This window comes from Salinivibrio sp. KP-1 (assembly GCF_000968645.1).
Taxonomy (GTDB): Bacteria; Pseudomonadota; Gammaproteobacteria; order Enterobacterales; family Vibrionaceae; genus Salinivibrio; species Salinivibrio siamensis.
Genome location: NZ_LAQR01000001.1, coordinates 876,530 through 901,722 on the forward strand (window position 1 = coordinate 876,530; position 25,193 = coordinate 901,722).

Genomic DNA, 25,193 nt, shown 5'->3' on the forward strand with positions numbered 1-25,193 from the left:
GAATGAACGACGATAATTCGCAAAACTCAGACGGTCCGAGTAGGAAGACCTTCTTCGAGCGGCTGGGTCAGTTTTTCCAAGCTGATCCAAAAGACAGACAAGAGCTGGTGGACGTGTTCCGAGACTCAGAGCAAAACGCCCTGATCGATCACGACACACGGGACATGCTGGAAGGTGTGATGCAAATCTCTGACATGCGTGTGAGAGATATCATGATACCCCGCTCGCAGATGGTAATCGTTGAACGATCGCAGTCATTGGAAGCGATCATTAATATTATTATTGATGCCCAACACTCTCGTTATCCTGTGATCAGTGATGACAAAGACCATGTTGAAGGCATTTTGCTTGCGAAAGATTTGTTGCGCTACCTGCGCCCAGATGCCGAAGACTTTGACATCGAAAAAGTGTTACGCCCTGTTGTGGTGGTACCTGAGAGTAAACGGGTTGACCGCCTACTCAAAGAGTTCCAAGAAGAGCGCTACCACATGGCGATTGTCATTGACGAGTTCGGGGGCGTGTCAGGGGTAGTGACCATTGAAGATATCTTAGAAGAGATCGTCGGTGAAATCGAAGACGAGTACGACGACGAAGAGGAGCAGGAAATCCGCCAGCTCAGCCGTCATACGTTCTCGGTCAAAGCCCTGACGACCTTGGAAGACTTTAATGAACACTTTGGCGCTCAGTTCCAAGACGATGTGGTCGATACCATTGGTGGTTTAGTGATGACCAGCTTTGGCCATCTCCCTGATCGCGGTGAAGAAGTCGATATTGGTGATTATCACTTTAAAGTGACGGCCGCCGATAGTCGTCGTATCATTCAGCTACAAGTCACCGTCCCAGACAGTAGCGAAACAAACAGTGAAAACGCCTAACCGTTTACGCCAAAGCGGGCAGTCATTACTGGCTGCCGCTTTTGGTGCCAGCGCCACCCTCGCCTTTTCTCCCTTCTCGTACTGGCCATTGATGCTGGTTGCCTTGTGGGGCTTATTCACCCTGCTACAAAACGCCTCGCCCAAGCGCAGTGCGTGGTTGGGATTTTGCTGGGGACTGGGCCAATTTACTACCGGCGTTAGCTGGGTTTACGTGAGCATTGACCATTTTGGCGGCATGCCGGCCATTGCAGGCTTGTCATTAATGGGCCTGCTGATTGCCTATCTCTCCCTCTATCCGGCGTTGTTCGGCGCATTGGTCAACAAACTGCCCAGTCGCCAGCCGGGTATTAAGTGGTTAATCCTCGCACCCGCCTTATGGCTTGTGATTGATTGGCTTAGAGGCTGGGTATTTACCGGCTTTCCTTGGCTTTGGCCTGGCTACAGCCAAATCGACAGTCCACTGGCTGGCATTGCCCCTGTGCTCGGCGTGCAGGGGATCACGCTTGTCTTGGCTATACTGGCTGGCCTACTCGCGCTCATCACACCTCGCTGGGGCCAGTGGCAAGGACAAGCACGCTATGGTGCCGTCGCCGCCGGGTTAGGGCTTATCGCGGTTACCTCTGGCCTCGGTACGATTCAATGGGTCACAAAAACCGACCAACAGCAGCAGATTTCGTTAATTCAAGGTAATGTGCCGCAAGCGCTGAAATGGCGTCCCGATCAGCGCTGGCCAACGCTGATGAAGTACCTAGATTTAACCCGCCTGCATTGGGACAGCGATGTCATTATTTGGCCAGAAGCCGCCGTCCCGGCCCTGGAGCGCGAACTGCCCCGCTTTTTCTCTCAGCTTGATCAAGCCGCCAAGCATAACCAAACCACGGTGATCACAGGCGCGCCCGACCAAAATGAACAGGGCGCGTACTTTAACAATGTACTGGCACTGGGTGCAGGGACACCCGAGTATCGCTATCCGGCCCCCACCCAGTACAGCAAACATCATTTGCTACCGTTTGGCGAGTTTGTGCCATTTGAGGCATTATTACGCCCGCTCGCCCCGCTGTTTAACCTGCCGATGTCATCATTTTCACCGGGCGAGCCGGTTCAACCTGCCCTGCCCGCCAACGGCTGGGACTATATCACCGCGCTTTGCTATGAAATTGCCTTTCCCGCGCAGATCCGCGACAACTTGAATGCCGACAGTGACGCCATCATTACACTGTCGAATGATGCATGGTTTGGTCGCTCGATTGGCCCTTGGCAACACCTTGAAATTGCACGCATGCGCGCACTCGAGTTTGGCTTGCCAGTGATACGCGCGACCAATAACGGTGTGACAGCCTTGATGGACGAGCACGGCCAGATTCAAACTACCCTGCCGCAATTTGAAACCCAGGTGCTCACCACGCAAGTCACCCGCACCCGAGGGGAAACGCCTTACCGCCAATGGGGCAATGCCCCGCTATGGCTTTGGATACTGATAAGCGGGTGTATCGGTTTCATTGCGTGGCGTCGCGATCCCAGCCGGCAAGCGAAAATATCGACAAACCTCTGACATTATCCGCGAGAAACTGACGTAACCTGATTGCGCTTTTGGTCATTTTCATTGACGCCATAAGGAGATCAAACATGTTACGTCTTTCTCATCGCTGGTTAGCATTGGTCATTGTCGCATTGACGGCATTAACCGGTTGTGCGGCTAGCTCGCAGCAAGATCAGGTTCGTCAAGCCAACCTCGCGCGCGAACAATTTAAGCAGTACCCACAAACACAACCCTTTTTTGATAACGCCTACGGCTATGCCGTCTTCCCCTCTGTCGGCAAAGGGGGTTTTTGGGTAGGCGGTGCCTATGGTAAGGGCGTCGTTTATCGTCAAGGCTCCCCAGTGAGTGCCGTGGAGCTCAAACAGGTATCGGTCGGGCTGACCTTTGGTGGTCAAGCGTTCAGTGAAATTGTTTTCTTTAAAGACAAAACAGCGTATGACCGCTTTATGCAAGGGCAAGTGGAGCTCGGCGCGCAAGCGTCTGCCACCGCATTGACCGAGGGGGCATCGGCGCAAACTGGTACCTCTGGCACCTCAGCCTCCGCCAGTAACCGTCAGTCGAAAGCTTATTACGTCAATGGCCTGACTGTCTTTACCCATGCAAAGGGAGGACTGATGGTAGAAGCTGCCCTCGCCGGTCAACAGTTTAGTCCTGCCAACTGGTAGTCACTGACGCGTACAGAGCGTAAACGCCTCATCTGCCCATCAAAAAGGCTAGCCGTGTTGGCTAGCTTTTTTAGATTGGGTTGTCACTGCACCGTTACGGCTGCCAAACAAACCACAGACGCTTTTCCGACGACGGTTGTGGGTCGGGAACAAGCGTTTGTGTGCTATCGCTCTCCCCCTGTTCGTCCGCCTTCTCACCTTGTTCCAGCTCAACAGCCGGCTGTGTGGTATGTTGCGCATCGCTGGCAGTTGGCGATGTGTTCGCCGTATAAGCCTCTTGCTCCTGAGAAGTCATTAAGCGCACTTCTCGGTTGGCAGTTAGCTCTTTAATCAGTGCTTGCTGTGACGCGGCCAACTGCGCATCGAATACCAGGGTGTCATCATTAAGCTGGCGTAAATGTACACCTTGTACCGCATTTAAGTTTGCCAGTGTTTTCTCGAGTGCGACATAATCATTGCCGTTATTAATACCACCGACCGCGATCACGACAGACGCACTGTCATCGTTTTGATCGAGGATCACACCGGTTTGCTGCGCGTAATAATCAGCAAGTGAATGAATCATTGCGGCTGCGTTACGCGCCTGACCACGGGTTTGATTGGTTTGCATTTGGTTTGCTTCAGGGAAAAGCTGCCAACGAATGCCTTGGTCAGTCAGTTTGGCAATCACGATACCGTCTGGCTGGTAACGCTCACTGGCCTCTTCAACGGGCTGAATAAACCCGCCCCACAAATCACTGCTCGAAATCGCCATCAGATCATCAAAATCGCCCACAGGGATCAGAACAGGCAACCCACGCAATGCCGCCGCTTGACGCAGCTTATCAATCACGGGACGCTCACTTTGCTCCCAAATAATTTGTCGCTCAAGGCCGCGGTCATCCACCAGCCACACCAGTACCGACGGGCGCGGGCTTCCCCACAAAGGTAGCCCCGCTTGACGCAATATTTCCCGTACTTGTTGACTGTCAAACCCGACTTCTAACGTACGCGTCGGTGCCCCACCTGCCGTATCACTCTCGCCGTACCCAAGCTGGGTAATCAAGCTATCTACCTCTTGTAGCGCTTGTTTAACTGCCGGATTGTCGGACAGATTCCGCTGACCGGATACCTTGGTCAGTACCGCGCTTAACCCTTGTTTTTTGGCTGCTTGTTGCGAGGTTTGCGCGCCATTCTCGAGCGGAATGCTGGCGTGATAAAGATCGTTTGCCAGCGCACTGGGCAACCATAGACAGGCAATTAAGGCCAACACAAATCGATTCATAGTCTTTCCACATGGATAAATGGGCGTGGAGCGATCATAAGCTGACAGCTCTAGGTTCAGCAATCCTCATTTGTAAAAAAGATAGGGCAAACGCGATAAAGTGATAGTCGTCGCTGCAAAAAGGCGTATTTCACAATTACCCCTTGCCTATGAAATCCGTTACATCATTTATTTGCTACCGGTCTCACATTTAAAAACATGACAGGAATCACAGAAACGCTTTGTGCTAGCATTGCGCGATTTTTTTTGGAGGTGAGATCATGATGCAAGTTTTACAAGGGGCACAAATGCTGTTCGTCGCATTTGGAGCCTTGGTGTTGGTGCCGCTGTTAACCGGGCTTGACCCCAACGTCGCCCTCTTCGGGGCCGGGATAGGTACGCTAATCTTTCAAGTTATTACCCGCCGCTCTGTTCCTATTTTTCTCGCCTCTTCGTTTGCCTTCATTGCCCCCATTCTGTACGGCGTTAACAATTTCGGTATTCCTGCCACCATGGGTGGACTGATGGCCGCCGGGGTTATCTACCTCATTATGGGAGGCATTATTCGCCTCAAAGGCGTCGACATTATTCACAAGCTACTTCCACCCGTGGTGGTTGGCCCTGTGATTATGGTGATTGGGCTTGGTTTGGCCCCCACCGCCGTCAATATGGCGCTAGGTAAAAGTGGCGACGGCAGTGAGCAACTCATCGCCGGTGATATCGCTATCTGGATTTCCCTGCTTTCATTACTGACCACCATCGCGGTCAGCGTCTTCGCCAAAGGCTTTTTCAAGCTGGTTCCGATTATGGCTGGCATTGCAATTGGCTATGTGGCGAGCCTAGTGATGGGGATTGTCGACTTTACTCAGGTGACAAATGCCAGCTGGTTGATGATGCCCGCCTTTACCTTGCCAGAATTTAACATTAACGCCATTTTATTTATGATCCCCGTGGCGATAGCGCCCGCGGTGGAGCATGTGGGCGATATGCTGGCCATTTCCAACGTCACTCGCAAAGACTACCTTAAAAAGCCCGGCCTTCATCGCACCATGGCAGGTGACGGCGCGGCCACTATCGCCGCATCAATGTTTGGAGCCCCGCCCAATACCACCTACAGTGAGGTCACCGGGGCGGTGATGCTTACCAAAGCATTTAATCCTAAGATTATGACCTACGCGGCGATCACTGCCATCGTGCTCGCCTTTGTGGGTAAACTGGGTGCACTGCTATTAACCATTCCTTTGCCGGTGATGGGCGGTATCATGATCCTACTGTTTGGTTCTATCGCCACCGTGGGCCTCAATACCTTGATTCGCAATCAAGTTGATCTCCACGACTCGCGCAACCTCGCGATTGTCGGCGTCACCTTGGTCTTTGGGATTGGCGGGATGGCCTTCGGCATTGGTGATTTCAGCTTACAAGGCATCAGCTTGTGTGGTTTAGTGGCCATCGTGCTCAATCTTGTCCTACCGCGAAAAATGGGCGAGAACCACATTGTTGATAGTGCGCAGATGGAAGAAGAGTCACATTAAGACAGGCGATGAAAAACTAAAAAAGGGCGCCGCAGCGCCCTTTTTTGATTGTGCCGCGGTTTCGCGACTTTTTAGCTTTGTGCGGCTCGAGCTTCAACCACTTTGATGGCTTGATCGATACGCGCCACCACACGGTCTTTACCAATCAGGTGCATCACCGCATCCACCGACGGAGATTGACCGCCGCCTGTAACCGCAACACGCAATGGCATCCCGACTTTGCCCATGCCCACGTCTAGCTCTGCACAGGTATCCGCAATCACCGCTTTCAGAGCATCAACCGTCCACTCGTCCAGCGCTTCAATCTTGCCTTTTGCCACTTGCAGAGGTTCAAGCGCCACTGGGCGAAGGTGTTTCTTGGCGGCGGTTGCCTCAATCTCATCAAAGTCTTGATAGAAATAACGGCTTTGCTCGGCCAGCTCAACCAGGGTGTCACAACGCTCACCCACCAGCTGGATAACCTGGGTCAAAGCAGGTCCTGTCGAGGCATCAATGCCTTGCTGATCCAGGTGCCATTGCAAGTGTGACGCGACCTCAGCTGGATCACCGTTTTTGATGTAATGGTTGTTCAGCCAACGCAACTTCTCCGTGTTGAAGGCAGAGGCTGATTTACTGATCGCCTCTAGGGAGAAGAAATCAATCATTTCTTCCATCGAGAAGATTTCTTGGTCGCCGTGAGACCAGCCCAAGCGCACTAAGTAGTTACGCAGTGCTTGTGGCAAGAAACCTTGATCGCGATATTGCATCACACTCACCGCACCATGACGCTTAGACAGCTTGGCACCATCGTCGCCAAGGATCATCGAGCAGTGAGCAAACTCAGGCACAGGCGCACCCAAGGCTTCATAAATATTGATTTGACGCGGGGTGTTGTTAATGTGGTCTTCCCCACGCACAACTTGGGTGATCCCCATATCCCAATCATCAACCACCACACAGAAGTTGTAGGTTGGGCTGCCGTCGGTACGGCGGATGATCAAGTCATCAAGCTCGCTGTTCGCAATTTCAATCCGACCGCGGATCTTATCGTCAAACACCACCTTGCCCTCTTTGGGGTTGCGGAAACGAATGACGTGTGGGTCGTCAGCGTTTGCTTGGCTGTTGGCCGCAATCACCTTGGGGTGATTGGCATCATAACGTGCTTTTAGGCCATTCGCTTTCTGCTCTTCGCGAATCTCCTCTAGCAGCTCTTTGGGGGCATAACACTTGTAGGCTTTGTCTTCTGCCAACAGCTGATCGACTAGCGCGTTGTAGCGGTCAAAGCGTTTCGTTTGGTAGTACGGCCCTTCATCCCAATTAAGGCCCAGCCATTCCATGCCTTCTAAAATGGCATCAATCGCTTCTTGGGTTGAACGTTCAATATCTGTATCTTCAATACGCAATACAAATTGTCCACCTTGGCTGCGTGCTGCAAGCCAAGAATAAAGTGCTGTACGCGCGCCACCAACATGCAAAAAGCCGGTTGGGCTGGGGGCAAAGCGGGTTTTAATCGTCATTAGGATCCCTATCCCAGTGCTGAGAATAATATGTAACGGTTAGTTTACCAGTACAGGTAAATTCCACAATCAGGCCATGCCCAGACACGGTACATGGCCATGTAAACTATTGCGCCTGTGCGCGGTTATTCGCTTACACGGCGAAGCGCACAGCGTGATGGGTACAAGCTACTGATTGAGCATGGCAATCATCTGATCTTCATCGAGCACAGTAACGCCCAAATCTTGCGCTTTGGTCAGTTTGGAGCCTGCCGCCTCTCCCGCCACTAACATGTCGGTTTTTGCCGAGACACTGCCGGTTACTTTTGCGCCCAACGCCTGTAGCGCCGCTTTGGCATCACTGCGAGACATTTGCGATAAGGTGCCAGTCAGGACAATGGTTTTACCGGCTAACGGTTGCGCATCTGGCTCAGAGGGCGCACTGATTTCCGGCCAGTGGATCCCAGTATCCAGCAAGGCTTCTAGCACACTTTGGTTGTGCGGCTCGGCAAAGAAGCGGACGATGTGACCCGCGACGATTGCACCGACATCCGGCACGTTAATGAGTGCGTCTTCATCGGCCGCGCGCAACGCCTCAAGGGTGTGAAAATGCAAAGCGAGATTTTGCGCAGTTGCCTCGCCTACCTCACGAATCCCCAAGGCATAAATAAAGCGTGGCAAGGTGGTGGCTTTAGCTTTTTCCAATGCATCAACCAAGTTTTGGGCTGACTTTGGCCCCATTCTATCTAGCTGCGTCACCCGACCTGGCGTCAAGGTAAAGAGATCAGCGGGGGTTTCTATCAGCTCTTTTTCGATTAGCTGCTCGACGATTTTATCGCCCAAACCGTCAATATCCATTGCCTTACGTGACGCAAAGTGTTTGATCGCTTCTTTGCGCTGCGCCAGACAAATCAAACCACCGGTGCACCGTGCCACTGCCTCTCCCTCGATGCGAGTGACCGCTGAATCACAAACGGGGCACGCATCGGGAAACACAATCGGTTTCGCCTGCTCAGGGCGTCGACTTTCCACCACACCCACCACTTGCGGGATCACATCACCGGCACGGCGGATCACCACGGTGTCACCAATATGAACGCCTAATCGTTCGATTTCATCACCGTTGTGCAAGGTGGCGTTACTGACCGTCACGCCGCCTACAAATACCGGCTCAAGCTTAGCGACGGGCGTAATCGCCCCGGTACGGCCCACTTGGAATTCCACATCGTTAAGGGTGGTGATTTCTTCTTGCGCCGGGAATTTGTAAGCAATGGCCCAACGCGGTGCCCGCGCCACAAAACCTAATCGTTCTTGGCTGGTAATGCTATCAACCTTGATCACCACCCCATCAATTTCGTAGGGCAGCGCATCACGACGCGCCATAATGTCTTGGTAATAGGCTTTCACGCCGTCTAGCCCTTCCACCCGTTTCACTTCCGGACTGAGCGCTAGGCCCCATTTTTTCAGCTTTTGTAAGCGCTCACTTTGCCCTTGCCCAAACGGGGTCGACATGACACCCACCGCATAGGCATAGAAACTCAATGGTCGGTTGGCGGCAATTTTGGGGTCAAGTTGACGCAGGCTGCCTGCCGCCGCATTGCGCGGATTGGCAAAGGTTTTATCGCCTCGTTTCAATGCCGCTTCGTTGAGTGCTTCAAAGCCCGCTTTCGGCATGAAGACTTCACCGCGCACTTCGAGCCGCGTTGGCCAATCCCCTTTTTGTAGCGTGAGGGGAACATTGCGAATGGTTTTGACGTTGTGGGTGATGTTCTCGCCGGTAGTGCCATCTCCCCGCGTCGCCGCTTGCACCAGCTCACCGTTTTCATAAATCAGGCTCACCGCTAAGCCATCGAGCTTGGGTTCACAGGTGTAGGTCACCGCTTGCTCAGCGTCTAGCGATAGGCGCTCTTTCAAACGACGTTCAAACGTATCCAAATCAGCGGGCTCAAAGGCATTATCAAGTGACAGCATCGCCAGCTCGTGAGTCACGGTTTCAAATGCACTCAGGGGCGCGCCCCCTACCCGTTGGCTTGGCGAGTCACTGGTTACCCATTCGGGATGCTCGGCCTCGATGGCCAATAGGGTTTGCATCAGGCGGTCGTATTCAGCGTCGGGCAGCTCTGGGCTGTCTTCTACATAGTAGCGATAGGCATGATAGTTGAGCTGATGCTTTAAATCATCGAGTTGTTGTTTGCTGTAAGCCATGTTTGATTCGTCGTCTGAGCAGAGTCGGTTGCGGGCAAGTATATCTATAAATCACATACAGCGGGAGCCATGTCCCGCTGTATGCTTAAACCGTGGTCGCGTTAGCGCTGGCTATTTGGCCATGAAGGCTTTGACGCGCTCGCGATATTCATCCAATCGTGATGGCGTCATCATCGTGCGTGAGTCATCCAGCACTAATCCACCTAACTCATCCGCGATTTGCTGGGCCGTTTGCAGCATAAGCTTAAAGTTTTGCTCTGGCTCACCGTAACACGGCAGCGTCATAAAAAAGCTAATGCCAGGCGTTTCAAAGCTTTCGCTATGACTGACATCGAACGTACCGGGTTTGACCATATTGGCCACACTGAACAAGACTTTTCCGCTCCCCGATAGATCAGAGTGACGGTGATAAATGCCCATATCACCAAAACGGAGGCCATATTGCTCAAGGGTCGGGATCAGCTCAAGACCACTGAACACGTCGCTATTGTTCGCATGCACATGCAACACAAGCACTTCGGTCTCATCCGCGGGTTCATCCGCCTTTGGTGGTTCATCACTGGGTTGCGGCTCGCCCTGTTCAGCCGTCTCCGTATCACCTTGATGCACGCTTGGCGCAGGCTCTGATGGCTCATCATCGGCCACCGTAGCGTGTGCCTGCGGCGCCTCTGGTTCTTCGTGAGCTTGACCGATTACGTGCGGAGTGGCGGCTGAAAGCGACGGCTCATCATCAGTCGCAGACATTGAAGGATACAGGGTCTGTTCAGATTCAGACACGGTGCCAGTTTGCCCTGCGAACAAGGGATCCACATCAGGTTTATCACCAAAGTTCATCGCGGGCTCTTGGCGCGCAGGCTTATCGCTCTCGCTTTTAGCGCGACTGACAACTCTGACGGCACCAATACCATCTTGGTCAAACTTTTGTTCGTCACTGTCGTCATCCAGTTTTCCCAACGGCTTTTCACCAAACTTGGTCGTCTTTTCTTTCTTGTTTGTCCAGAGGCCATGCAAAAGCAAAGCTGCGATTGCTAGTGCTCCCAACACAATCAGTACAAGGCGCAATTCCTGCATCATCGATTCTCAAATCTATCTATGTTCAGCGTTTTGATTCGCTTATGTCACAACGCCAACCAGTTTGCAAAGGTTTGTGTGATCATAAGCGGGGCCCGTTGGCTGACGCAATGCGTTAATGGTCAACTTAGTTAACTGTATCAAAAGTTGGGGAGAATTTAACGAATCAAGACACACAAATCGTTAAACTTTCCCATTATTGGGTCGTTGTCATCGCAAGGATTCCCCCCGTAATATAGCGCACACCGTTATTTTTGTATCGACCGCATGCATGCGGATTGTTGTGACCTACATTGTTCTCAAGGAGATATCATGGCGAATAATGCTCGCCCCCGTCCCCAAAGTGGTGCTGGCTACCTGTTCCAAGGCTTTTCTCTGATGATGGCCCCCGGCTTACGCCGGTTTGTGATCATTCCTATTTTGATCAATGTGTTGCTGCTTGGCGGCGCGTTTATCTATTTGCTTTCACAAGTTGGTGACTGGATCGATCATTGGATGGCCAGCTTACCTGAGTGGTTGTCCTGGCTCTCTTTTTTGATTTGGCCTTTGGTGGTGGTTGCTATCTTGGTCGTGTTCTCCTATGTGTTCAGCACATTGGCCAACTGGATAGCGGCGCCGTTCAATGGTCTATTGGCCGAACACGTGGAGGCAAAGCTGTCGGGAACGCGTGCGCCTGATGATGGCTTGGCTGGCATCATTAAAGATATCCCGCGGGTGATGAAACGAGAATGGCAAAAGCTCGCTTACTACATCCCCAGAGCAATAGGTTTTTTGTTACTGCTGTGGATACCAGCGGTCGGACAAACTGTGGGGCCAGTGATCTGGTTTTTGTTTAGCGCGTGGATGATGGCGATTCAATACTGTGATTACCCGTTTGACAATCACAAGGTATCGTTTCCCGCCATGCGCCAGACCTTAAATCAACAGCGGGGCGCATCGCTTGGCTTTGGCGCCGTGGTGATGCTATTTACCATGACCCCTTTTCTCAATCTACTGGTGATGCCTGCGGCCGTATGCGGCGCGACCGCCATGTGGGTGGATAAGCACAAAGCGTCATTGGGACGCAATTAGTCTGTGATCGTCTACGCGAACGCTCACATCATCGGTGTGGGCTTTTTTCGGTTAACCAATCAGTTATTGGTTAATGTCACAATAAGATATAACCAACCGATCCTTTCAAAACCAAGCAGCAGAGATATGCTTGGAGTGTGATTAAAATCGGTGTCATGAAGGAACGATACAATGGGCAAGATTTACGAAGACAATACACAAACCATCGGAAACACACCGCTAGTTCGCCTAAACCGCGTGGCAAAGCCAAACGTGTTAGCCAAAGTTGAAGCACGCAACCCAAGCTTCAGCGTCAAGTGCCGTATCGGCGCCAATATGATCTGGGATGCAGAGAAAAAAGGCACCCTCAAACCCGGTATCGAATTGATTGAGCCAACCAGTGGTAACACGGGGATCGCACTCGCCTATGTCGCGGCGGCACGTGGTTATAAGCTGACCCTTACCATGCCGGAGTCAATGAGCCTTGAGCGCCGTAAACTGCTTAAAGCCATGGGCGCCAAGCTGGTGCTCACCGAAGCGCCAAAAGGCATGAAAGGGGCGATTGCCAAAGCCGAAGAAATCATGGCAGCAGAGCCAGGCAAATACCTGATGCTGCAACAGTTTGATAACCCCGCCAACCCTGAGATCCATGAAAAAACCACAGGGCCTGAAATCTGGGAAGACACCGACGGTGAAATCGATGTATTTGTTGCCGGTGTTGGCACAGGTGGCACCCTAACCGGTGTTAGCCGCTACATCAAAAACACCAAAGGCAAAGCCATCACCACGGTCGCGGTCGAACCTGCTGAATCACCAGTGATTGCACAAACGATCGCGGGCCAAGACGTGCAGCCTGCCCCTCACAAAATTCAAGGTATTGGCGCGGGCTTTGTGCCAAAAAACTTGGATGTCACGCTTGTTGACCAGGTGGTCTCTGTCAGCTCAGACGAAGCCATTGCGATGGCTCGCCGTTTGATGGAAGAAGAAGGCATCTTGGGCGGGATTTCTTCAGGTGCAGCCGTGGTTGCGGCAAACAAAATTGCCGAGCTTCCCGAGTTCGCAAATAAGAAGATCGTCACAATTTTGCCAAGTGCAGCAGAGCGTTATCTCAGCTCGCCACTGTTTGCTGGGATGTTCACCGAGCTGGAAACCGAGCAGTAACAGCAGGTTAGCCAACCAGCCTCCATAACCCCCTATTCGCAAAGGCCCAAATTGGGCCTTTTTTGTTTGATTTTTATATTAAGCTTTAGTAAAACACGTCTGCCTTTTTATTTTCCGCATCAAAATAAAAGCCCTCGCGCCTAATGAGTGGAAGGTCAAAAATGGCAAAAAGATGACACGAAATTGACATGGATTAAGCTATCGGGTCGATTTCTTGGTTAGGTTAGCGTCAACGGATAGCGAAGTCGCCCGTTAGCGGTTAAGCTAACCTTATATTTAATACATAGATTTAAAAAAATAGAGAAACGGGGTGAATCATGTATCAGAAGCAAGTTGAGATTACTGCAGAAAACGGCCTACACACTCGTCCAGCGGCGCAGTTCGTCAAAGAAGCGAAAAGCTACGACGCTGACATCACTGTTGAATCTAACGGTAAGAGCGCGAGCGCAAAAAGCCTATTTAAACTTCAAACCCTTGGCTTGACCAAAGGCACTAAGGTGACTATCTCTGCTGAAGGTGCGCAAGCACAACAGGCCGTTGATCACCTAGTAAAACTGATGGACGAGCTGGAGTAATCCGGCTCTTTTTCTATCGGTTTTAAGTTGGATAAACGTAAGGTAAAGCTATGATTTCAGGCATCCTGGCATCACCTGGTATTGCTTTTGGTAAAGCACTGCTGCTGCAAGAAGAAGACGTTGTCATCAATAAAGATAAGATTGCTGCGTCTCAAATCGACAAAGAAATTCAGCGCGTATTGGATGCTCGCGAACAGTCTAAGACGCAACTTGAAGCGATCAAAGACAAAGCAAGGGAGACCTTTGGCGAAGAGAAAGAAGCTATCTTCGAAGGTCACATCATGCTGCTTGAAGATGAAGAGCTCGAAGAAGAGATCGTCAGCTTCATTAAGTCAAACCTAGCAACCGCTGATCACGCAATCTACAGCGTTATCGAAGAACAAGCGGTGACGCTTGAATCACTCGACGACGATTATCTGAAAGAGCGTGCCGCGGATATCCGTGATATCGGTTCACGCTTCGTCAAAAACGCACTTGGCATCAACATGGTGTCGTTGAGTGCTATCAACGAAGAAGTGATCCTGGTTGCAAACGATCTGACGCCTTCAGAAACAGCACAGGTTGACCTGAATTATGTGCTTGGGTTCATCACCGACATTGGTGGTCGCACTTCACACTCTTCAATCATGGCGCGCTCGCTTGAGCTACCAGCGATTGTAGGCACCAATGATGCAACCAGCAAAGTAAAAAACGGCGACATGCTGGTGCTTGATGCGATTAACAACCAAATCGTTATCAACCCATCAGACCAAGAGCTCAGCAAGTTCAAAGCGATTCGCGATCAACATATCGCCGAAAAAGCGGAACTGGCTAAGCTTAAAGATCTGCCAGCCATCACGCTGGACGGTCACCAAGTCGAAGTGTGCGGTAACGTAGGTACAGTCAAAGACTGTGACGGCGTGAACCGTAACGGCGGTGAAGGTGTCGGTCTTTATCGCACCGAGTTCCTGTTTATGGATCGCGAATCGCTTCCTACCGAAGAAGAGCAATACCAAGCTTATAAAGCGGTAGCGCAAGCGATTGATGGTCACCCAGTGATCATCCGCACCATGGATATCGGCGGTGACAAAGATCTGCCTTATATGGACTTGCCGGAAGAAATGAACCCATTCTTGGGTTGGCGTGCAGTCCGTATTAGCCTCGATCGTCGCGAAATTCTCCGCGATCAGCTTCGTGCCATTCTTCGCGCATCGGCACACGGTAAAATCCGTGTGATGTTCCCGATGATTATTTCTGTGGAGGAAATCCGAGAGCTGAAAGAAGCGATCGAGACCTATAAAGCAGAACTGCGCCAAGAAGGTCACGACTTCGACGCCGATCTGGAAATCGGTGTGATGGTTGAGACGCCAGCCGCGGCTGCGATCGCTCACCACCTCGCAAAAGAAGTGGAATTCTTCAGCATTGGCACCAACGATTTGACCCAGTACACCTTGGCGGTCGATCGTGGTAACGAGCTGATTTCGCACCTGTATAACCCACTGTCTCCTGCTGTATTGACGGTTATCAAGCAAGTGATTGATGCCTCACATGCGGAAGGTAAATGGACGGGTATGTGCGGAGAGCTTGCAGGTGACGAGAAAGCAACGTTACTATTGATGGGAATGGGTTTGGATGAGTTTAGTATGAGTGCCATCTCTATCCCTCGCATCAAGAAGATTATCCGTAATGCCAACTTTGCTGATGTGAAAGCGATGGCCGACAAAGCACTCACTCTGCCAACTGCGGCAGAAATCGAGGCCTATGTCGAAAAATTTATTGCGGAAAAAACCGCTTGCTAATATACAATCAGCAAAGAATCACTGCTTAGGAGCAACACTATGGGTCTGTTCGACAAACTGAAGAAGTTGGTGTCTGAAGACAGCAACGACGCTAGTGCCATTGAAATTATCGCCCCATTGTCGGGTGAGATCGTCAACATCGAAGACGTGCCTGACGTTGTGTTTGCTGAGAAAATCGTCGGTGATGGTGTTGCGATTAAACCATCGGGCGACAAGATGGTTGCGCCGGTAAACGGCACAATCGGTAAGATTTTCGAAACCAACCACGCTTTTTCAATTGAGTCTGATGACGGCGTAGAGCTGTTCGTGCACTTTGGCATCGACACTGTCGAGCTAAAAGGCGAAGGCTTTAAGCGCATTGCGGAAGAAGGTCAAACGGTGAAAGCCGGTGATACCGTGATCGAATTTGATTTAGGCATGCTCGAAGAGAAAGCCAAATCAACGCTAACGCCGGTTGTTATCTCTAACATGGACGAAATCAAAGAGCTGACTAAGCTCTCTGGTGCCGTCACTGTGGGTGAAACATCTGTATTGCGCGTTACTAAGTAATTAGGTTTACTTAGTGAGGAAAAAACGCAGCCTCGTGCTGCGTTTTTTTATGCCCGGCCGAGTTTGCCCAGTCTATGTGAACTGATAAAAAAAGCGCTTTACGCGCTGGCTTCTCAGCCAATAAAGGCTCGCCCACACTAACCAAAGCCCGTGCAAGGCAAGCAACCAATCAAATCGTCCCCCCGTCATCGTGAGCGTATGCACCACTTGATAGGCTTCCCACGTCCACAATAGCCACACCCACCAATAACCTAAGTGCCAATGCTGTGTTAACCATTCAGGCGCCTTGTCGCAGTTCCCCACCAACAGTAATAGCCCAAGCGGCACCAGGCCAATCCCTAAACTGAGATAAAACGCAGCGGTGTCCGGATAAACCAGCGCAAGCAGCTCGCTGCCCTGCTCTCGGCTGACACCGGCCATCGCCAGTAGCCACCATGCGCGACTTAACAGTAGCAGGCACAGTACGGCGATCTGGGGGGCCTTGATATACCCTTTGTCGTCGAAATGATGAAACGTGTCCATAAGATTTTTGATTGAGAAGTCACGCATTTACCATGGCGACATGCGATAAAAACTGCAAGCGCAAAAGCAAAATTTGTTATCCTAGGGACGAGCCATTTATTTAGCGTTACATGGAGCCCTCATGGCCAAAACAAAAGCCAAAGCAACGATTTCGCCAGAGACGCAACAAGACGCCATGCGCGTTGCCAAAGCCACGCAAAAGCCTGGACAAACCAAGGCTCAGACGAAACTGATTGCTCAAGGGATTGAGAAAGGGATTGCGCAGTACAAAAAAGAACAAAAAGCAAAGGCGCGCGCGCAGGACAAAGCGCGCAAGAAACAGCAAAAACCGACACCGGCTGTCGACCAACTCAGCGAGCCTGCCTCTTCACCGCAGCCTACTGCACAAGATAAAGGGCACAGCCGTTTACCTTGGCTTTTACTCGTCGTAAGCTGGATAGGGTTTATTGGTTACACGCTCGTGGGGGCATAATGGGAAAAAATCTGCTCGGCCTCATTGTACTTTTTACACTGTTCGGCTGCTCGAAAGGAGGCCCCATGGCAAAACAACCGCCTGTCACTGCCTGTGGTGACAGCCCTAATTGTGTTTCAACAGAAGACACGCGCGCGACATTTCAGTTAGCGCCCTTACCGCTGGCTAACACCGATGTGGCCTTGGCGACCATTGTTGAGAAAATTGCCTCAATGCCAGGTGCTCAAGTGGTTGCAGCCCAAGAAAACTACGCACACTTACGCTTCACCACCCGGGTGCTGCGCTTTGTCGATGATGTTGAAGTCTCACTCAGTGATAACCAGCTCGCGCTTCGCTCTGCCTCTCGCATTGGCTACTACGACTTTGGCGCAAACCGTCGGCGTGCTGATGCCATTCGACGCACACTGGTCGAGGCGAAACTGGTCCGTCCCTCAGGCGATCACTAGTTGATATACGAGCGAATGTCTCGCTTTTTATCCTCGACCCAATCGCGACGAAACGGGCCCCAGTCTTTTAGCTGGTAATAACCATCGTTGTGGCGCTTGCCATCTTGGATAAATGTCATATCAATGCCTAGCCCTGACAAAGATTTGAGCACATCCTGGATAGTGCGGCGCGGCCAGCCTGTTGCCTCAATCAAACGCGGAACATTTGGGCGCTCCATCTCTTCTACCAGTGCGGCGAGATACAAGCGCCGAGCGAATACCGGGTTGAGTTCCATACGAACCTCCAACAATTACGAATGATCCCATTATTCATGGCGCCTGCTAAGAGGTTTTGCGTTTGATCAAAACGCCATCAAATCGACGTGCTGCAGGCGCATTTACCCACGCATTTCACACGGTTTTGCGCCATCACATGGCGTACATCCCTGCCGCGCCAAGTATTGCGTTCACTAACCAGTGGTGTCACTCTTAAACCTTTGCCAACAATCACGATAAGACCATGACAACTGTATTTGGGATTAAAAACTGCGACACCCTAAAAAAAGCCCTAAAGTGGTTGGATAACCAAGGTATCGACTACCAATATCACGACTACCGGAAAGATGGCTTAGACGCACAAATGCTGCAAACTTTCGTTGCCGAACTGGGCTGGGAAGCGTTAATCAACAAACGTGGCACCACCTACCGCCAACTAAGCGATGAGCAAAAAGCCCATTTAGACCAAGCCAGCGCTATCGCAATCATGCTCGACAACCCAGCGATCATTAAACGCCCATTGCTCGTACACAAAGGTAGCTATTACCTCGGCTTTAAAGAGAACCAATACGCTGATATTTTCGCGTAATGTGATAGTCGATTCATTTTTGTTGTAAGGAAACCCCGATGACTGACTCTGCCACGCTGGCTTTAGCGAAAGATCTGATAAACCGAGAATCGGTCACGCCGGAAGATGCCGGCTGCCAAGATCAAATGATTGCGCGGTTAGAAGCCTTGGGCTTCACCATTGAGACCATGGTGTTTGAAGATACCACTAACCTTTGGGCCAGGCGGGGGACGGAAGGCCCTCTGTTTGCTTTTGCCGGCCACACTGACGTGGTTCCCTCAGGGCCGCGCGAACAATGGCATACACCGCCGTTTGAAGCGACAGTGATTGACGATCACCTCCATGGACGTGGCGCCGCGGATATGAAAGGCTCATTGGCCGCCATGGTTGTCGCGGTTGAGCGTTTTATTGCCCAGCACCCTGACCACTCTGGCTCTCTCGCGTTTTTAATCACCTCAGATGAAGAAGGCCCGTTTATTAACGGCACTACCCGCGTCGTCGATACCCTAATGTCGCGCGGCGAGAAGATCGATATGTGTATTGTTGGCGAACCGTCTAGCACACACCATGTCGGTGATGTGGTGAAAAACGGCCGTCGCGGGTCAATCACCGGGGATCTCTACGTCAAAGGGACACAAGGCCATGTCGCCTATCCGCATCTTGCCAACAACCCAGTGCATCAGGCGATGCCAGCGCTCACCGAGCTTGCGCAAACACTCTGGGACAAAGGCAATGCGTTTTTCCCCCCCACAAGCTTCCAAATCCCCAATATCGAGGCTGGCACAGGCGCGGCCAATGTCATCCCAGGGGAATGCCATGCGCAGTTTAACTTCCGCTTCAGCACCGAGCTGGACAGTGAAACCATCAAAAAGCGGGTTTACTCTATTTTAGACGCCCATGGGCTCGACTATACCCTTGAGTGGACGCACAGTGGTGACCCTTTCTTAACCGATAAAGGTACGTTGCTGGACGCGGTGGTAGCGGCGGTGGAAGAGGTGAATCATCAAACACCGGAACTGCTGACCACTGGCGGCACCTCCGACGGACGTTTTATTGCGCAAATGGGTGCGCAAGTGATTGAGCTGGGCCCGGTGAATGCCACTATCCACAAGGTGAATGAATGTGTCAGTATCCCGGATTTAGAAAAGCTGACGGACATGTATCAAAAGGTGTTGGAGAAAGCACTCCCTTGACCCCAACGTCCGCACAGCTCACTGGCCAAGACGGCTCAGTGCTCGCACCGATCAACAACCAACCTAATGCACCATGCTTGCATCAGGCTGTACTGGCTGATTTTGCCGCCTTACAACAGGCGGCATCACAAGCGGGCTTTACCCTAATGGTCGCCAGCGGCTATCGCTCGTTTGCCCGTCAGTTGGCTATCTGGAATGGTAAATTTAATGGCGAAAAACCGGTGCTAGATGCCGACAGCCAGCCACTGGATATCACGCAACTGTCTGATGATGCGCGCGTCAAGGCAATATTGCGTTGGTCAGCTTTGCCTGGGGCAAGCCGCCATCATTGGGGAACAGATTTAGACGTGTATGACAAGCGTGCACTGGCTCCACATCAAAGGTTGGCGCTCACCCCACCGGAATATGATGATGGCCCTCAGGCCGCGTTTTCTCAGTGGCTTAAAACCCACGCCCCGCAATGGGGGTTCTTCCTTCCTTATGCCGAGGATAAGGGCGGTGTTGCGAGGGAGCCTTGGCATATCAGCCATATCGCCACCAGCGCCACCCTTTTGTCAGCATTTAGCCAAGACATGCTTGCCAACGCGATCGGCAATGCCCCTATTTGTGGTAAACGTACTATTCTTGACCAATTGGATTGGATATATTCAACCTACGTCACCAATCTCTGCGAGGTGGAACAATGGAATGGCTAACCAACCCTTATGTCATTATTGCCATCGTGGTTGCCGTGGTGGTCAGTAATATCATGGCACTCAAGTACACCGCCAACGCAAAGTTTGGCCTTAAGTACAAAGAGAAGCCGGATAAACAGTCGTCATCCAAAGAAAGCGATGCGGGGAATGATCAAGCGCAATCAGACGAGCATAAAGAGTAAATAGCGCCATATTGATGGCGCTATTTTTCGCGCGCAAAAAGCAAACGTTTGCTTTTTAAAACCAAAAATTACAAGGTAAGGCCGATACGCTTTGCCACCTCGATGTAAGCATCCACAACACCACCTAGGCCTTGACGGAAACGGTCTTTATCCAGTTTTTCTCGGGTATTGGCATCCCACAATCGGCAACCGTCAGGACTAAACTCGTCACCCAGAACAATATTACCTTGATGATCAACACCAAACTCAAGTTTATAATCGACCAACAACAGCTCTCCTTCCGCAAACAGCGCTTTGAGGACATCGTTCACCTTGTAGGTCAGTGATTTCATCGTCGCCAATTGCGCTTGCGTGGCGTAGCCCAAAGACTCACACAAGGATTCATTGACCATGGGATCGTGCAGCGCGTCGTTTTTTAAAAACAACTCAAAGGTGGGCGGCGTCAGTGCCGTCCCTTCCTCGACGCCAAGGCGACGGCAAAGTGAACCGGCTGCAATATTGCGCACCACACACTCTACAGGGATCATATCTAGCTTTTTCACCACACACTCGGTATCGGACAACAATTGGTCCATTTGGGTGGGGATGCCCGCCTGCTCAAGCTTTTGCATGATGAAGTGATTAAATTTGTTATTCACTTCGCCTTTTCGCTCAAGCTGCTCAACACGCTCGCCATCAAAAGCCGACGTGTCATTGCGAAAGTGCAGAACAAAGCGGTGCTCATCATCTGTGGCATAGACAGATTTTGCCTTACCGCGATACAACTCAGCACGTTTTTCCATTACCTATACTCTCCATTAGGCGCTAAAAGTAAGGGACGCTCACCGCGTCCCTATAAAATTACTCTGATGCTTGGTTCACTTGGGCAATGACCGCTTTGAGCGCTGGGCTCAGCGCTTCTAACGTCGCCTCATCGACAGGCTTACCATCGCTGTTGGTCACGTTAAGTGACGTGCGGTTGCCTAGATCGCCCAGCAACAAGGTATAGCTGTTGTCCGGGAACGAAATCGGATCAACGCCAAGGGATTGCCAACGCTCATCATTTGGCGCGACGTGACGGGTTTTCACCGTGCCTTGCGACTGGTTACGACTTTCTACCGTGAACCCTAAAGGCTTGATGATAGCGGGCAGCTTTTCCCAAACCACATCATAAGGGGCGCGCGCGATGATGACCGGCAACCCACTGCGATCGGTACCAAAGCTAATCGGAATATCAGACTGGCGCTGCTCAGCCAAGCGGCGCGCTTCGGCACGCAATGCCGCATCGTGACTCACCGTGATAAGGTTAGTCATCAGGGTGTTGTAGCGCTCACGCAACGCAGGGGTGAGCGGTTCATCGCTGGCTTTCGCACGCGAGTCAATCATATTCACCCCTAACGCAAAGCGGCGACCTTGCTCAAGGCGCGATAAACGGAAGCGTGCTTGATGGGCGCTGTCTTCTTTTTCCCAAGCAATCCAACCGGTTTCTACTTGGTCTGCCGTTTGCGACGACACTGGGATGGTCTGCTCGCTAACCAAACGCTCTACCGTTTGCCACACTTTATCGAGTTGCTTTTCATTGGCAACGGCAAGGGTGACGCCACGGCTATCACGTTGTATCCGTGCGCCCGGGATCAAATCCAGCACTTGGCGCGGTGGACGAATATCAACGTTCTGACCGACTTCACCATTAAAATCTTGTGTCGGGATTTGATAATTAGTGGAAAAATACGGCGCTTGATCCGGCAAGGTTTGCCATGGCGACAACGGGGTTGTTTGCAAATAGTCAAAGTCATCTTTGGCTTGACGGCGCTGCTCGACGCCACCACTGCAGGCCACCACACTGGTGGCCATGATGGCACATAGGCCGAGCTTAAATACTGGTTTCATTGACACTCCAACGGCTTAAACAGCACCTGCGACACGCAGTGCCTCACGAACATCTGGACGCAAGTGCTCGCTTAACTCAGTTAATGGCAGACGAAGGTGCCCATCCGCAATCAAGCCCATCTCACGGACTGCCCACTTCACAGGGATCGGATTGGCTTCGTCAAACAGGTGACGATGTAGGGGGATCAAGGTTTCGTTAATGGCATGCGCTTGCTCTGCTTCACCTGCGCGCGCCAGTTTGATCATTTTAGCCATTTGCGCAGCCGCCACATTATTGGTCACAGAGATAACGCCGTGCCCCCCGGCCAAGACAAAATCCAAGCCCGTTAAATCATCGCCACTGAATAAGAGGAAATCGTCGCCACAAAGTTCCCGGTGAATCGCCACTCGGCTTACATCAGCGGTGGCATCTTTCAGACCAATGATGTTGTCGAATGCCGCCAGTCGCGCTACTGTCTCAGGCTGAATATCGACCGCGGTACGCCCGGGAACATTATATAAAATCTGTGGCAGGTCCGTGGCTTCAGCAATGGCTTTGTAATGCTGGAACAAACCTTCCTGGGTCGGTTTATTATAATAAGGGGTCACGCTTAGGCAGGCCGCCACACCTGAGCCAGCAAACATTTTGCTGAAAGTGATTGCTTCATGGGTGGCATTGGCGCCAGTTCCCGCAATAACCGGAATACGCCCGTTAGCAAATTCCAAGGTTTTCAGCACAACTTTAATGTGCTCATCCACGGTTACTGTCGACGACTCACCCGTCGTGCCCACTGCGACAATCGCATCAGTGCCCGATTGGATATGAAACTCGACCAGTTTTTCCAGGCTAACGTAATCAACTTCGCCGTGTGCATCCATTGGTGTGACGAGCGCCACAATGCTTCCAGAAACCATGTTCGTCTCCCTTATTAGTGATGCTTGCAATGTTACTTTTGGCGCAGGGCAAACACAAGAATAACCCTGCGTCTAGGCATGTCTTAATCGACATTTTTTCATCGATAGGTAATGTGTCTTATCGTTATAATCGAGGAAGGGGTGAGTCTGCGTCAATGGGCAGTCAAATCCTGTCAAGTCAGTGATCCTATTATCAAAAACTTGCGTAATCGCGAGCACCCTCTATCATCGTGAATTCGGTTTACCGACAAAAAGGAAACGCAGCGCATGCAAACAATCACCGAAGGCGCACAAGCGCCCGATTTTTCACTGCAAGATCAAAATGGCGACACCGTCACGCTTAGCCAATTCAAAGGCGACAAACGTGTTCTGGTTTATTTCTACCCAAAAGCGATGACACCGGGTTGTACAACGCAGGCCTGCTCGCTACGCGATACGAAAGCCGAATTGGATGCACTTGACACCGTGGTGCTTGGCATAAGTCCAGATCCGGTGAAAAAACTGGCCCGTTTTGTTGAACGCGACGCACTTAACTTCACGCTGTTGAGCGATGAAGATCATGCCGTCGCCGATGCATTCGGAGTCTGGGGACCGAAAAAATTCATGGGCAAAGAATACGATGGGATTCATCGTCTAAGCTTTTTGGTTGGCAAAGACGGTAAGATAGAACATGTGTTCAATAAGTTTAAAACCAAGGATCACCACCAAGTGGTGCTTGATTACTTAAACCAAGCGTAACGTCAGTCCACGTTGGCTTTGGCGACAAGTTAGCTTTGGCGACAAAGCAGCCTACATGCTGCTGACTAAAAGCGCACGTACACCGTGCGCTTTTTTGTATGATTAGCCGACAGGCTTTGCCAACGCCTCAGGGTATCCGCGGCGTGTCGCAAGCTCGCAAGCGGTATCGATTATCTTCGCGGTGTTGGGGCGAGACAATGGCTGATAAGAGGTAGGAGATATCCAACCTGAATCTTCAAATTGCGTCAGTACTTTATTGATGGCCGTCAGCGCCGACGATGCTTTGACAATTTCCAAACGCGCATAACGTTCACCATCAAACGACACATCCGAGGCACGTAACGAAGGATCATCCCCGGGGATTTGCTGTGCACCACACAAGGGTTTGCCACCTACTTCGGCCTGTTTAAATGCCGGTAACCACTGGCCAAAATGGTCAATCGCACGATCAGTGCGTTCACACACTTCTTGCCAGTCCCAGCCTTTATCGATGTTTTTCACATAACGTGCATCGACAGTCGGTTGCGCCGACTCCGCAGAGCTTTTCACTAAACCACGCTCAAACAAGGTGACGTCTTGAGTCATACCGTGCAGCTGGAAAAAACCATCCGGGTAAGGAGTCAACTGCGCCATTCCCTGTGGGGTGCCCCGTTGACCGTGGACAATGATTTCCGGCCACTGATACTCAGTCCGTGTCCAATGTGCGATATACGCGGCTTTGTATTCGACCAAACGCTCGCGGCCAAACCCGGCCATATCATCGATTGTCCCCGTGCGGAATCCGGCCGCATTGATAAGATAGTCAACGTCGGTGGTCTGTATCTGGCCTGACTGGTCTTGATAGGTTACCCGCCACCCTGACGAGATGGGCTGAGTGTCCATCACTTTGTGATTGAAATTAAGCTGACAATGAGGCGCGTCGGCAAGGGTCAATTGCGCTTCCGCCGCCAAGCGAAACACGCTAAGCCCGTATTCTTGCACCAGGACCAGAGGGTATTTCATTGCACTTAAATCGAGCGATTGCGCCACGGGCCACATCCATCGTTCGGCAGCATCGATCACGCTGTGGTAGTCTTGAGCGCGCAATGCTTCCAGTTCCTCTTGCTGATACAAACGGAAATAATCGCTCGGCTCACCCATGACTTTATTATCGCTATCGATCTCAACCAATTGCGCATAACGCTCACGCAGGGCTTCTAAACGTGCAATCACACTGTCTAATGAGCCTGGGTCTTGCTGAGGAACGGCAAGGACAGTCGGTCGACGATTGACCGAATGCGGATACATGCGCACCGTGGCCACCGACTGTTCGAGTAAGGTCAGGCATTGATCGAGTGAAATTTCACGATACAAATTGCCGCCCGCGTGCAGATGGCAAATTGGCGGCCCACTCACCAAGCCGGTGCCCGCCTCAAACACCTGGGTGTCCACCCCGCGCTCAGCCAATCGCATTGCCGCTGTGGTTCCCGCAACACCGCCACCTATCACCGCGACGCGAAACTTTTCTACTTGCGTTTGTTCTTGCCTGTGTTGTGCCATGCCAACCCTGTTTTCATTACTACTTCTGTGGGCCAAACTGATCACGACGTGTCGATGTTTACCTGCCGCTCAGCCCCTTTTATTAGGGGCGTGAAAACAAG

At 51.5% G+C, this 25,193-nt stretch carries 26 protein-coding genes; 16 read left to right on the forward strand and 10 right to left on the reverse strand.

Translation table 11 applies throughout. The annotated features are described in order from the left end of the window. Positions 1–2 precede the first annotated feature (2 nt). The 3 genes from corC (at position 3) to WN56_RS03965 (ending at position 3,080) form a co-directional block, all read left to right on the forward strand. Entirely contained in the window at positions 3–875 is an 873-nt protein-coding gene (gene corC, locus WN56_RS03955; protein ID WP_046073703.1) for a CNNM family magnesium/cobalt transport protein CorC, read from the forward strand. Continuing rightward, on the forward strand, positions 862–2,427 hold the full coding sequence (lnt, locus tag WN56_RS03960) for an apolipoprotein N-acyltransferase (protein ID WP_046073704.1): 1,566 nt from the start codon (positions 862–864) through the stop codon (positions 2,425–2,427). Before corC ends, lnt begins: the two co-directional genes overlap by 14 nt. A 74-nt stretch (positions 2,428–2,501) precedes the next feature. Continuing rightward, positions 2,502–3,080: a YSC84-related protein gene (locus tag WN56_RS03965; RefSeq protein WP_046073705.1), complete on the forward strand. Its 579-nt coding sequence runs from the start codon at positions 2,502–2,504 to the stop codon at positions 3,078–3,080. A gap of 94 nt (positions 3,081–3,174) precedes the next feature. On the opposite strand, the gene WN56_RS03970 is transcribed toward WN56_RS03965, so the two are convergent. After that, on the reverse strand, positions 3,175–4,344 hold the full coding sequence (locus tag WN56_RS03970; protein ID WP_052708010.1) for a DUF2066 domain-containing protein: 1,170 nt from the start codon (positions 4,342–4,344) through the stop codon (positions 3,175–3,177). A gap of 260 nt (positions 4,345–4,604) precedes the next feature. Here WN56_RS03970 and WN56_RS03975 point away from each other — a divergent pair, with 260 nt between their 5' ends. Continuing rightward, positions 4,605–5,855 (forward strand): uracil-xanthine permease family protein, encoded by a 1,251-nt coding sequence (locus WN56_RS03975; RefSeq protein ID WP_046073706.1) that lies wholly within the window; start codon positions 4,605–4,607, stop codon positions 5,853–5,855. Positions 5,856–5,926: 71 nt separating this feature from the next. On the opposite strand, the gene gltX is transcribed toward WN56_RS03975, so the two are convergent. From gltX to zipA, 3 genes are all read right to left on the reverse strand, one after another. Then, positions 5,927–7,351 carry a glutamate--tRNA ligase gene (gltX, locus tag WN56_RS03980; protein WP_046073707.1) on the reverse strand — a complete coding sequence of 475 codons (1,425 nt, stop codon included), beginning with the start codon at positions 7,349–7,351 and terminating at the stop codon, positions 5,927–5,929. Positions 7,352–7,519: 168 nt separating this feature from the next. Further along, complete coding sequence (ligA, locus tag WN56_RS03985) at positions 7,520–9,535, reverse strand: NAD-dependent DNA ligase LigA (protein WP_046073708.1); 2,016 nt, start codon at positions 9,533–9,535, stop codon at positions 7,520–7,522. A gap of 111 nt (positions 9,536–9,646) precedes the next feature. Further along, positions 9,647–10,609: a cell division protein ZipA gene (gene zipA, locus WN56_RS03990; RefSeq protein WP_046073709.1), complete on the reverse strand. Its 963-nt coding sequence runs from the start codon at positions 10,607–10,609 to the stop codon at positions 9,647–9,649. A gap of 309 nt (positions 10,610–10,918) precedes the next feature. Here zipA and cysZ point away from each other — a divergent pair, with 309 nt between their 5' ends. The 5 genes from cysZ (at position 10,919) to crr (ending at position 15,719) form a co-directional block, all read left to right on the forward strand. Continuing rightward, the gene (gene cysZ / locus WN56_RS03995; RefSeq protein WP_046073710.1) at positions 10,919–11,677 is read left to right on the forward strand and encodes a sulfate transporter CysZ; all 759 of its coding nucleotides are present in this window, start codon (positions 10,919–10,921) and stop codon (positions 11,675–11,677) included. Positions 11,678–11,848: 171 nt separating this feature from the next. Further along, entirely contained in the window at positions 11,849–12,817 is a 969-nt protein-coding gene (gene cysK / locus WN56_RS04000; protein ID WP_046073711.1) for a cysteine synthase A, read from the forward strand. A 317-nt stretch (positions 12,818–13,134) separates the two neighbouring features. Further along, on the forward strand, positions 13,135–13,392 hold the full coding sequence (ptsH, locus tag WN56_RS04005; RefSeq protein ID WP_046073712.1) for a phosphocarrier protein Hpr: 258 nt from the start codon (positions 13,135–13,137) through the stop codon (positions 13,390–13,392). A gap of 50 nt (positions 13,393–13,442) precedes the next feature. After that, on the forward strand, positions 13,443–15,170 hold the full coding sequence (gene ptsI / locus WN56_RS04010) for a phosphoenolpyruvate-protein phosphotransferase PtsI (protein ID WP_046073713.1): 1,728 nt from the start codon (positions 13,443–13,445) through the stop codon (positions 15,168–15,170). Positions 15,171–15,209: 39 nt separating this feature from the next. Continuing rightward, positions 15,210–15,719, forward strand: coding sequence for a PTS glucose transporter subunit IIA (gene crr / locus WN56_RS04015; RefSeq protein WP_046073714.1), 510 nt, complete (start codon positions 15,210–15,212; stop codon positions 15,717–15,719). 72 nt (positions 15,720–15,791) lie between these two features. Here crr and WN56_RS16520 read toward each other — a convergent pair whose 3' ends face one another. Next, positions 15,792–16,241 (reverse strand): DUF2919 family protein, encoded by a 450-nt coding sequence (locus tag WN56_RS16520; protein ID WP_158011352.1) that lies wholly within the window; start codon positions 16,239–16,241, stop codon positions 15,792–15,794. Positions 16,242–16,362: 121 nt separating this feature from the next. On the opposite strand from WN56_RS16520, the gene WN56_RS04025 reads away from it, so the two are divergent. Continuing rightward, positions 16,363–16,713 carry a DUF2956 domain-containing protein gene (locus WN56_RS04025; RefSeq protein WP_046073715.1) on the forward strand — a complete coding sequence of 117 codons (351 nt, stop codon included), beginning with the start codon at positions 16,363–16,365 and terminating at the stop codon, positions 16,711–16,713. Between the two features lie 65 nt (positions 16,714–16,778). Continuing rightward, on the forward strand, positions 16,779–17,159 hold the full coding sequence (locus tag WN56_RS04030; protein ID WP_052708012.1) for a DUF1499 domain-containing protein: 381 nt from the start codon (positions 16,779–16,781) through the stop codon (positions 17,157–17,159). Here WN56_RS04030 and WN56_RS04035 read toward each other — a convergent pair. Next, positions 17,156–17,434, reverse strand: a complete 279-nt coding sequence (locus WN56_RS04035) for a helix-turn-helix domain-containing protein (protein ID WP_025740011.1) — start codon at positions 17,432–17,434, stop codon at positions 17,156–17,158. The genes WN56_RS04030 and WN56_RS04035 overlap by 4 nt on opposite strands. A 224-nt stretch (positions 17,435–17,658) precedes the next feature. On the opposite strand from WN56_RS04035, the gene WN56_RS04040 reads away from it, so the two are divergent. Genes WN56_RS04040 through WN56_RS04055 form a run of 4 tightly spaced genes read left to right on the forward strand, consistent with a single transcriptional unit; the run spans position 17,659 to position 20,052 of the window. Continuing rightward, positions 17,659–18,003 carry an ArsC family reductase gene (locus WN56_RS04040; RefSeq protein ID WP_046073717.1) on the forward strand — a complete coding sequence of 115 codons (345 nt, stop codon included), beginning with the start codon at positions 17,659–17,661 and terminating at the stop codon, positions 18,001–18,003. A gap of 38 nt (positions 18,004–18,041) precedes the next feature. Continuing rightward, the gene (gene dapE, locus WN56_RS04045) at positions 18,042–19,175 is read left to right on the forward strand and encodes a succinyl-diaminopimelate desuccinylase (RefSeq protein ID WP_046073718.1); all 1,134 of its coding nucleotides are present in this window, start codon (positions 18,042–18,044) and stop codon (positions 19,173–19,175) included. Continuing rightward, positions 19,103–19,870 (forward strand): M15 family metallopeptidase, encoded by a 768-nt coding sequence (locus tag WN56_RS04050; RefSeq protein ID WP_046073719.1) that lies wholly within the window; start codon positions 19,103–19,105, stop codon positions 19,868–19,870. The genes dapE and WN56_RS04050 overlap by 73 nt, the downstream gene beginning before the upstream one ends. Continuing rightward, positions 19,858–20,052, forward strand: a complete 195-nt coding sequence (locus WN56_RS04055; RefSeq protein WP_046073720.1) for a DUF2897 family protein — start codon at positions 19,858–19,860, stop codon at positions 20,050–20,052. The genes WN56_RS04050 and WN56_RS04055 overlap by 13 nt, the downstream gene beginning before the upstream one ends. A 68-nt stretch (positions 20,053–20,120) precedes the next feature. Here the strand turns inward: WN56_RS04055 and purC are convergent, their stop codons facing one another. Genes purC through dapA form a run of 3 tightly spaced genes read right to left on the reverse strand, consistent with a single transcriptional unit; the run spans position 20,121 to position 22,815 of the window. After that, positions 20,121–20,834 carry a phosphoribosylaminoimidazolesuccinocarboxamide synthase gene (purC, locus tag WN56_RS04060; protein WP_046073721.1) on the reverse strand — a complete coding sequence of 238 codons (714 nt, stop codon included), beginning with the start codon at positions 20,832–20,834 and terminating at the stop codon, positions 20,121–20,123. Positions 20,835–20,892: 58 nt separating this feature from the next. Then, positions 20,893–21,921 carry an outer membrane protein assembly factor BamC gene (bamC, locus tag WN56_RS04065; protein ID WP_046073722.1) on the reverse strand — a complete coding sequence of 343 codons (1,029 nt, stop codon included), beginning with the start codon at positions 21,919–21,921 and terminating at the stop codon, positions 20,893–20,895. 15 nt (positions 21,922–21,936) lie between these two features. After that, positions 21,937–22,815: a 4-hydroxy-tetrahydrodipicolinate synthase gene (dapA, locus tag WN56_RS04070; protein ID WP_046073723.1), complete on the reverse strand. Its 879-nt coding sequence runs from the start codon at positions 22,813–22,815 to the stop codon at positions 21,937–21,939. A 267-nt stretch (positions 22,816–23,082) separates the two neighbouring features. On the opposite strand from dapA, the gene bcp reads away from it, so the two are divergent. Then, positions 23,083–23,553: a thioredoxin-dependent thiol peroxidase gene (gene bcp / locus WN56_RS04075; protein WP_046073724.1), complete on the forward strand. Its 471-nt coding sequence runs from the start codon at positions 23,083–23,085 to the stop codon at positions 23,551–23,553. A gap of 102 nt (positions 23,554–23,655) precedes the next feature. On the opposite strand, the gene WN56_RS04080 is transcribed toward bcp, so the two are convergent. After that, on the reverse strand, positions 23,656–25,092 hold the full coding sequence (locus WN56_RS04080) for an FAD-dependent oxidoreductase (protein WP_046073725.1): 1,437 nt from the start codon (positions 25,090–25,092) through the stop codon (positions 23,656–23,658). Positions 25,093–25,193: the final 101 nt, after the last annotated feature.

Coding starts and splice junctions, on each gene's coding strand:
- WN56_RS04050 (WP_046073719.1), top strand. CDS start 19,103: ATGTGTCAGTATCCCGGATTTAGAAAAGCTGACGGACATGTATCAAAA.
- WN56_RS04025 (WP_046073715.1), top strand. CDS start 16,363: ATGGCCAAAACAAAAGCCAAAGCAACGATTTCGCCAGAGACGCAACAA.
- ligA (WP_046073708.1), bottom strand. CDS start 9,535: ATGGCTTACAGCAAACAACAACTCGATGATTTAAAGCATCAGCTCAAC.
- WN56_RS16520 (WP_158011352.1), bottom strand. CDS start 16,241: ATGGACACGTTTCATCATTTCGACGACAAAGGGTATATCAAGGCCCCC.
- crr (WP_046073714.1), top strand. CDS start 15,210: ATGGGTCTGTTCGACAAACTGAAGAAGTTGGTGTCTGAAGACAGCAAC.
- cysZ (WP_046073710.1), top strand. CDS start 10,919: ATGGCGAATAATGCTCGCCCCCGTCCCCAAAGTGGTGCTGGCTACCTG.
- ptsH (WP_046073712.1), top strand. CDS start 13,135: ATGTATCAGAAGCAAGTTGAGATTACTGCAGAAAACGGCCTACACACT.
- WN56_RS03965 (WP_046073705.1), top strand. CDS start 2,502: ATGTTACGTCTTTCTCATCGCTGGTTAGCATTGGTCATTGTCGCATTG.
- WN56_RS04030 (WP_052708012.1), top strand. CDS start 16,779: ATGGCAAAACAACCGCCTGTCACTGCCTGTGGTGACAGCCCTAATTGT.
- zipA (WP_046073709.1), bottom strand. CDS start 10,609: ATGATGCAGGAATTGCGCCTTGTACTGATTGTGTTGGGAGCACTAGCA.
- dapE (WP_046073718.1), top strand. CDS start 18,042: ATGACTGACTCTGCCACGCTGGCTTTAGCGAAAGATCTGATAAACCGA.
- ptsI (WP_046073713.1), top strand. CDS start 13,443: ATGATTTCAGGCATCCTGGCATCACCTGGTATTGCTTTTGGTAAAGCA.
- WN56_RS04040 (WP_046073717.1), top strand. CDS start 17,659: ATGACAACTGTATTTGGGATTAAAAACTGCGACACCCTAAAAAAAGCC.
- gltX (WP_046073707.1), bottom strand. CDS start 7,351: ATGACGATTAAAACCCGCTTTGCCCCCAGCCCAACCGGCTTTTTGCAT.
- cysK (WP_046073711.1), top strand. CDS start 11,849: ATGGGCAAGATTTACGAAGACAATACACAAACCATCGGAAACACACCG.
- WN56_RS04035 (WP_025740011.1), bottom strand. CDS start 17,434: ATGGAACTCAACCCGGTATTCGCTCGGCGCTTGTATCTCGCCGCACTG.
- purC (WP_046073721.1), bottom strand. CDS start 20,834: ATGGAAAAACGTGCTGAGTTGTATCGCGGTAAGGCAAAATCTGTCTAT.
- WN56_RS04080 (WP_046073725.1), bottom strand. CDS start 25,092: ATGGCACAACACAGGCAAGAACAAACGCAAGTAGAAAAGTTTCGCGTC.
- bamC (WP_046073722.1), bottom strand. CDS start 21,921: ATGAAACCAGTATTTAAGCTCGGCCTATGTGCCATCATGGCCACCAGT.
- WN56_RS03970 (WP_052708010.1), bottom strand. CDS start 4,344: ATGAATCGATTTGTGTTGGCCTTAATTGCCTGTCTATGGTTGCCCAGT.
- corC (WP_046073703.1), top strand. CDS start 3: ATGAACGACGATAATTCGCAAAACTCAGACGGTCCGAGTAGGAAGACC.
- WN56_RS04055 (WP_046073720.1), top strand. CDS start 19,858: ATGGAATGGCTAACCAACCCTTATGTCATTATTGCCATCGTGGTTGCC.
- dapA (WP_046073723.1), bottom strand. CDS start 22,815: ATGGTTTCTGGAAGCATTGTGGCGCTCGTCACACCAATGGATGCACAC.
- bcp (WP_046073724.1), top strand. CDS start 23,083: ATGCAAACAATCACCGAAGGCGCACAAGCGCCCGATTTTTCACTGCAA.
- WN56_RS03975 (WP_046073706.1), top strand. CDS start 4,605: ATGATGCAAGTTTTACAAGGGGCACAAATGCTGTTCGTCGCATTTGGA.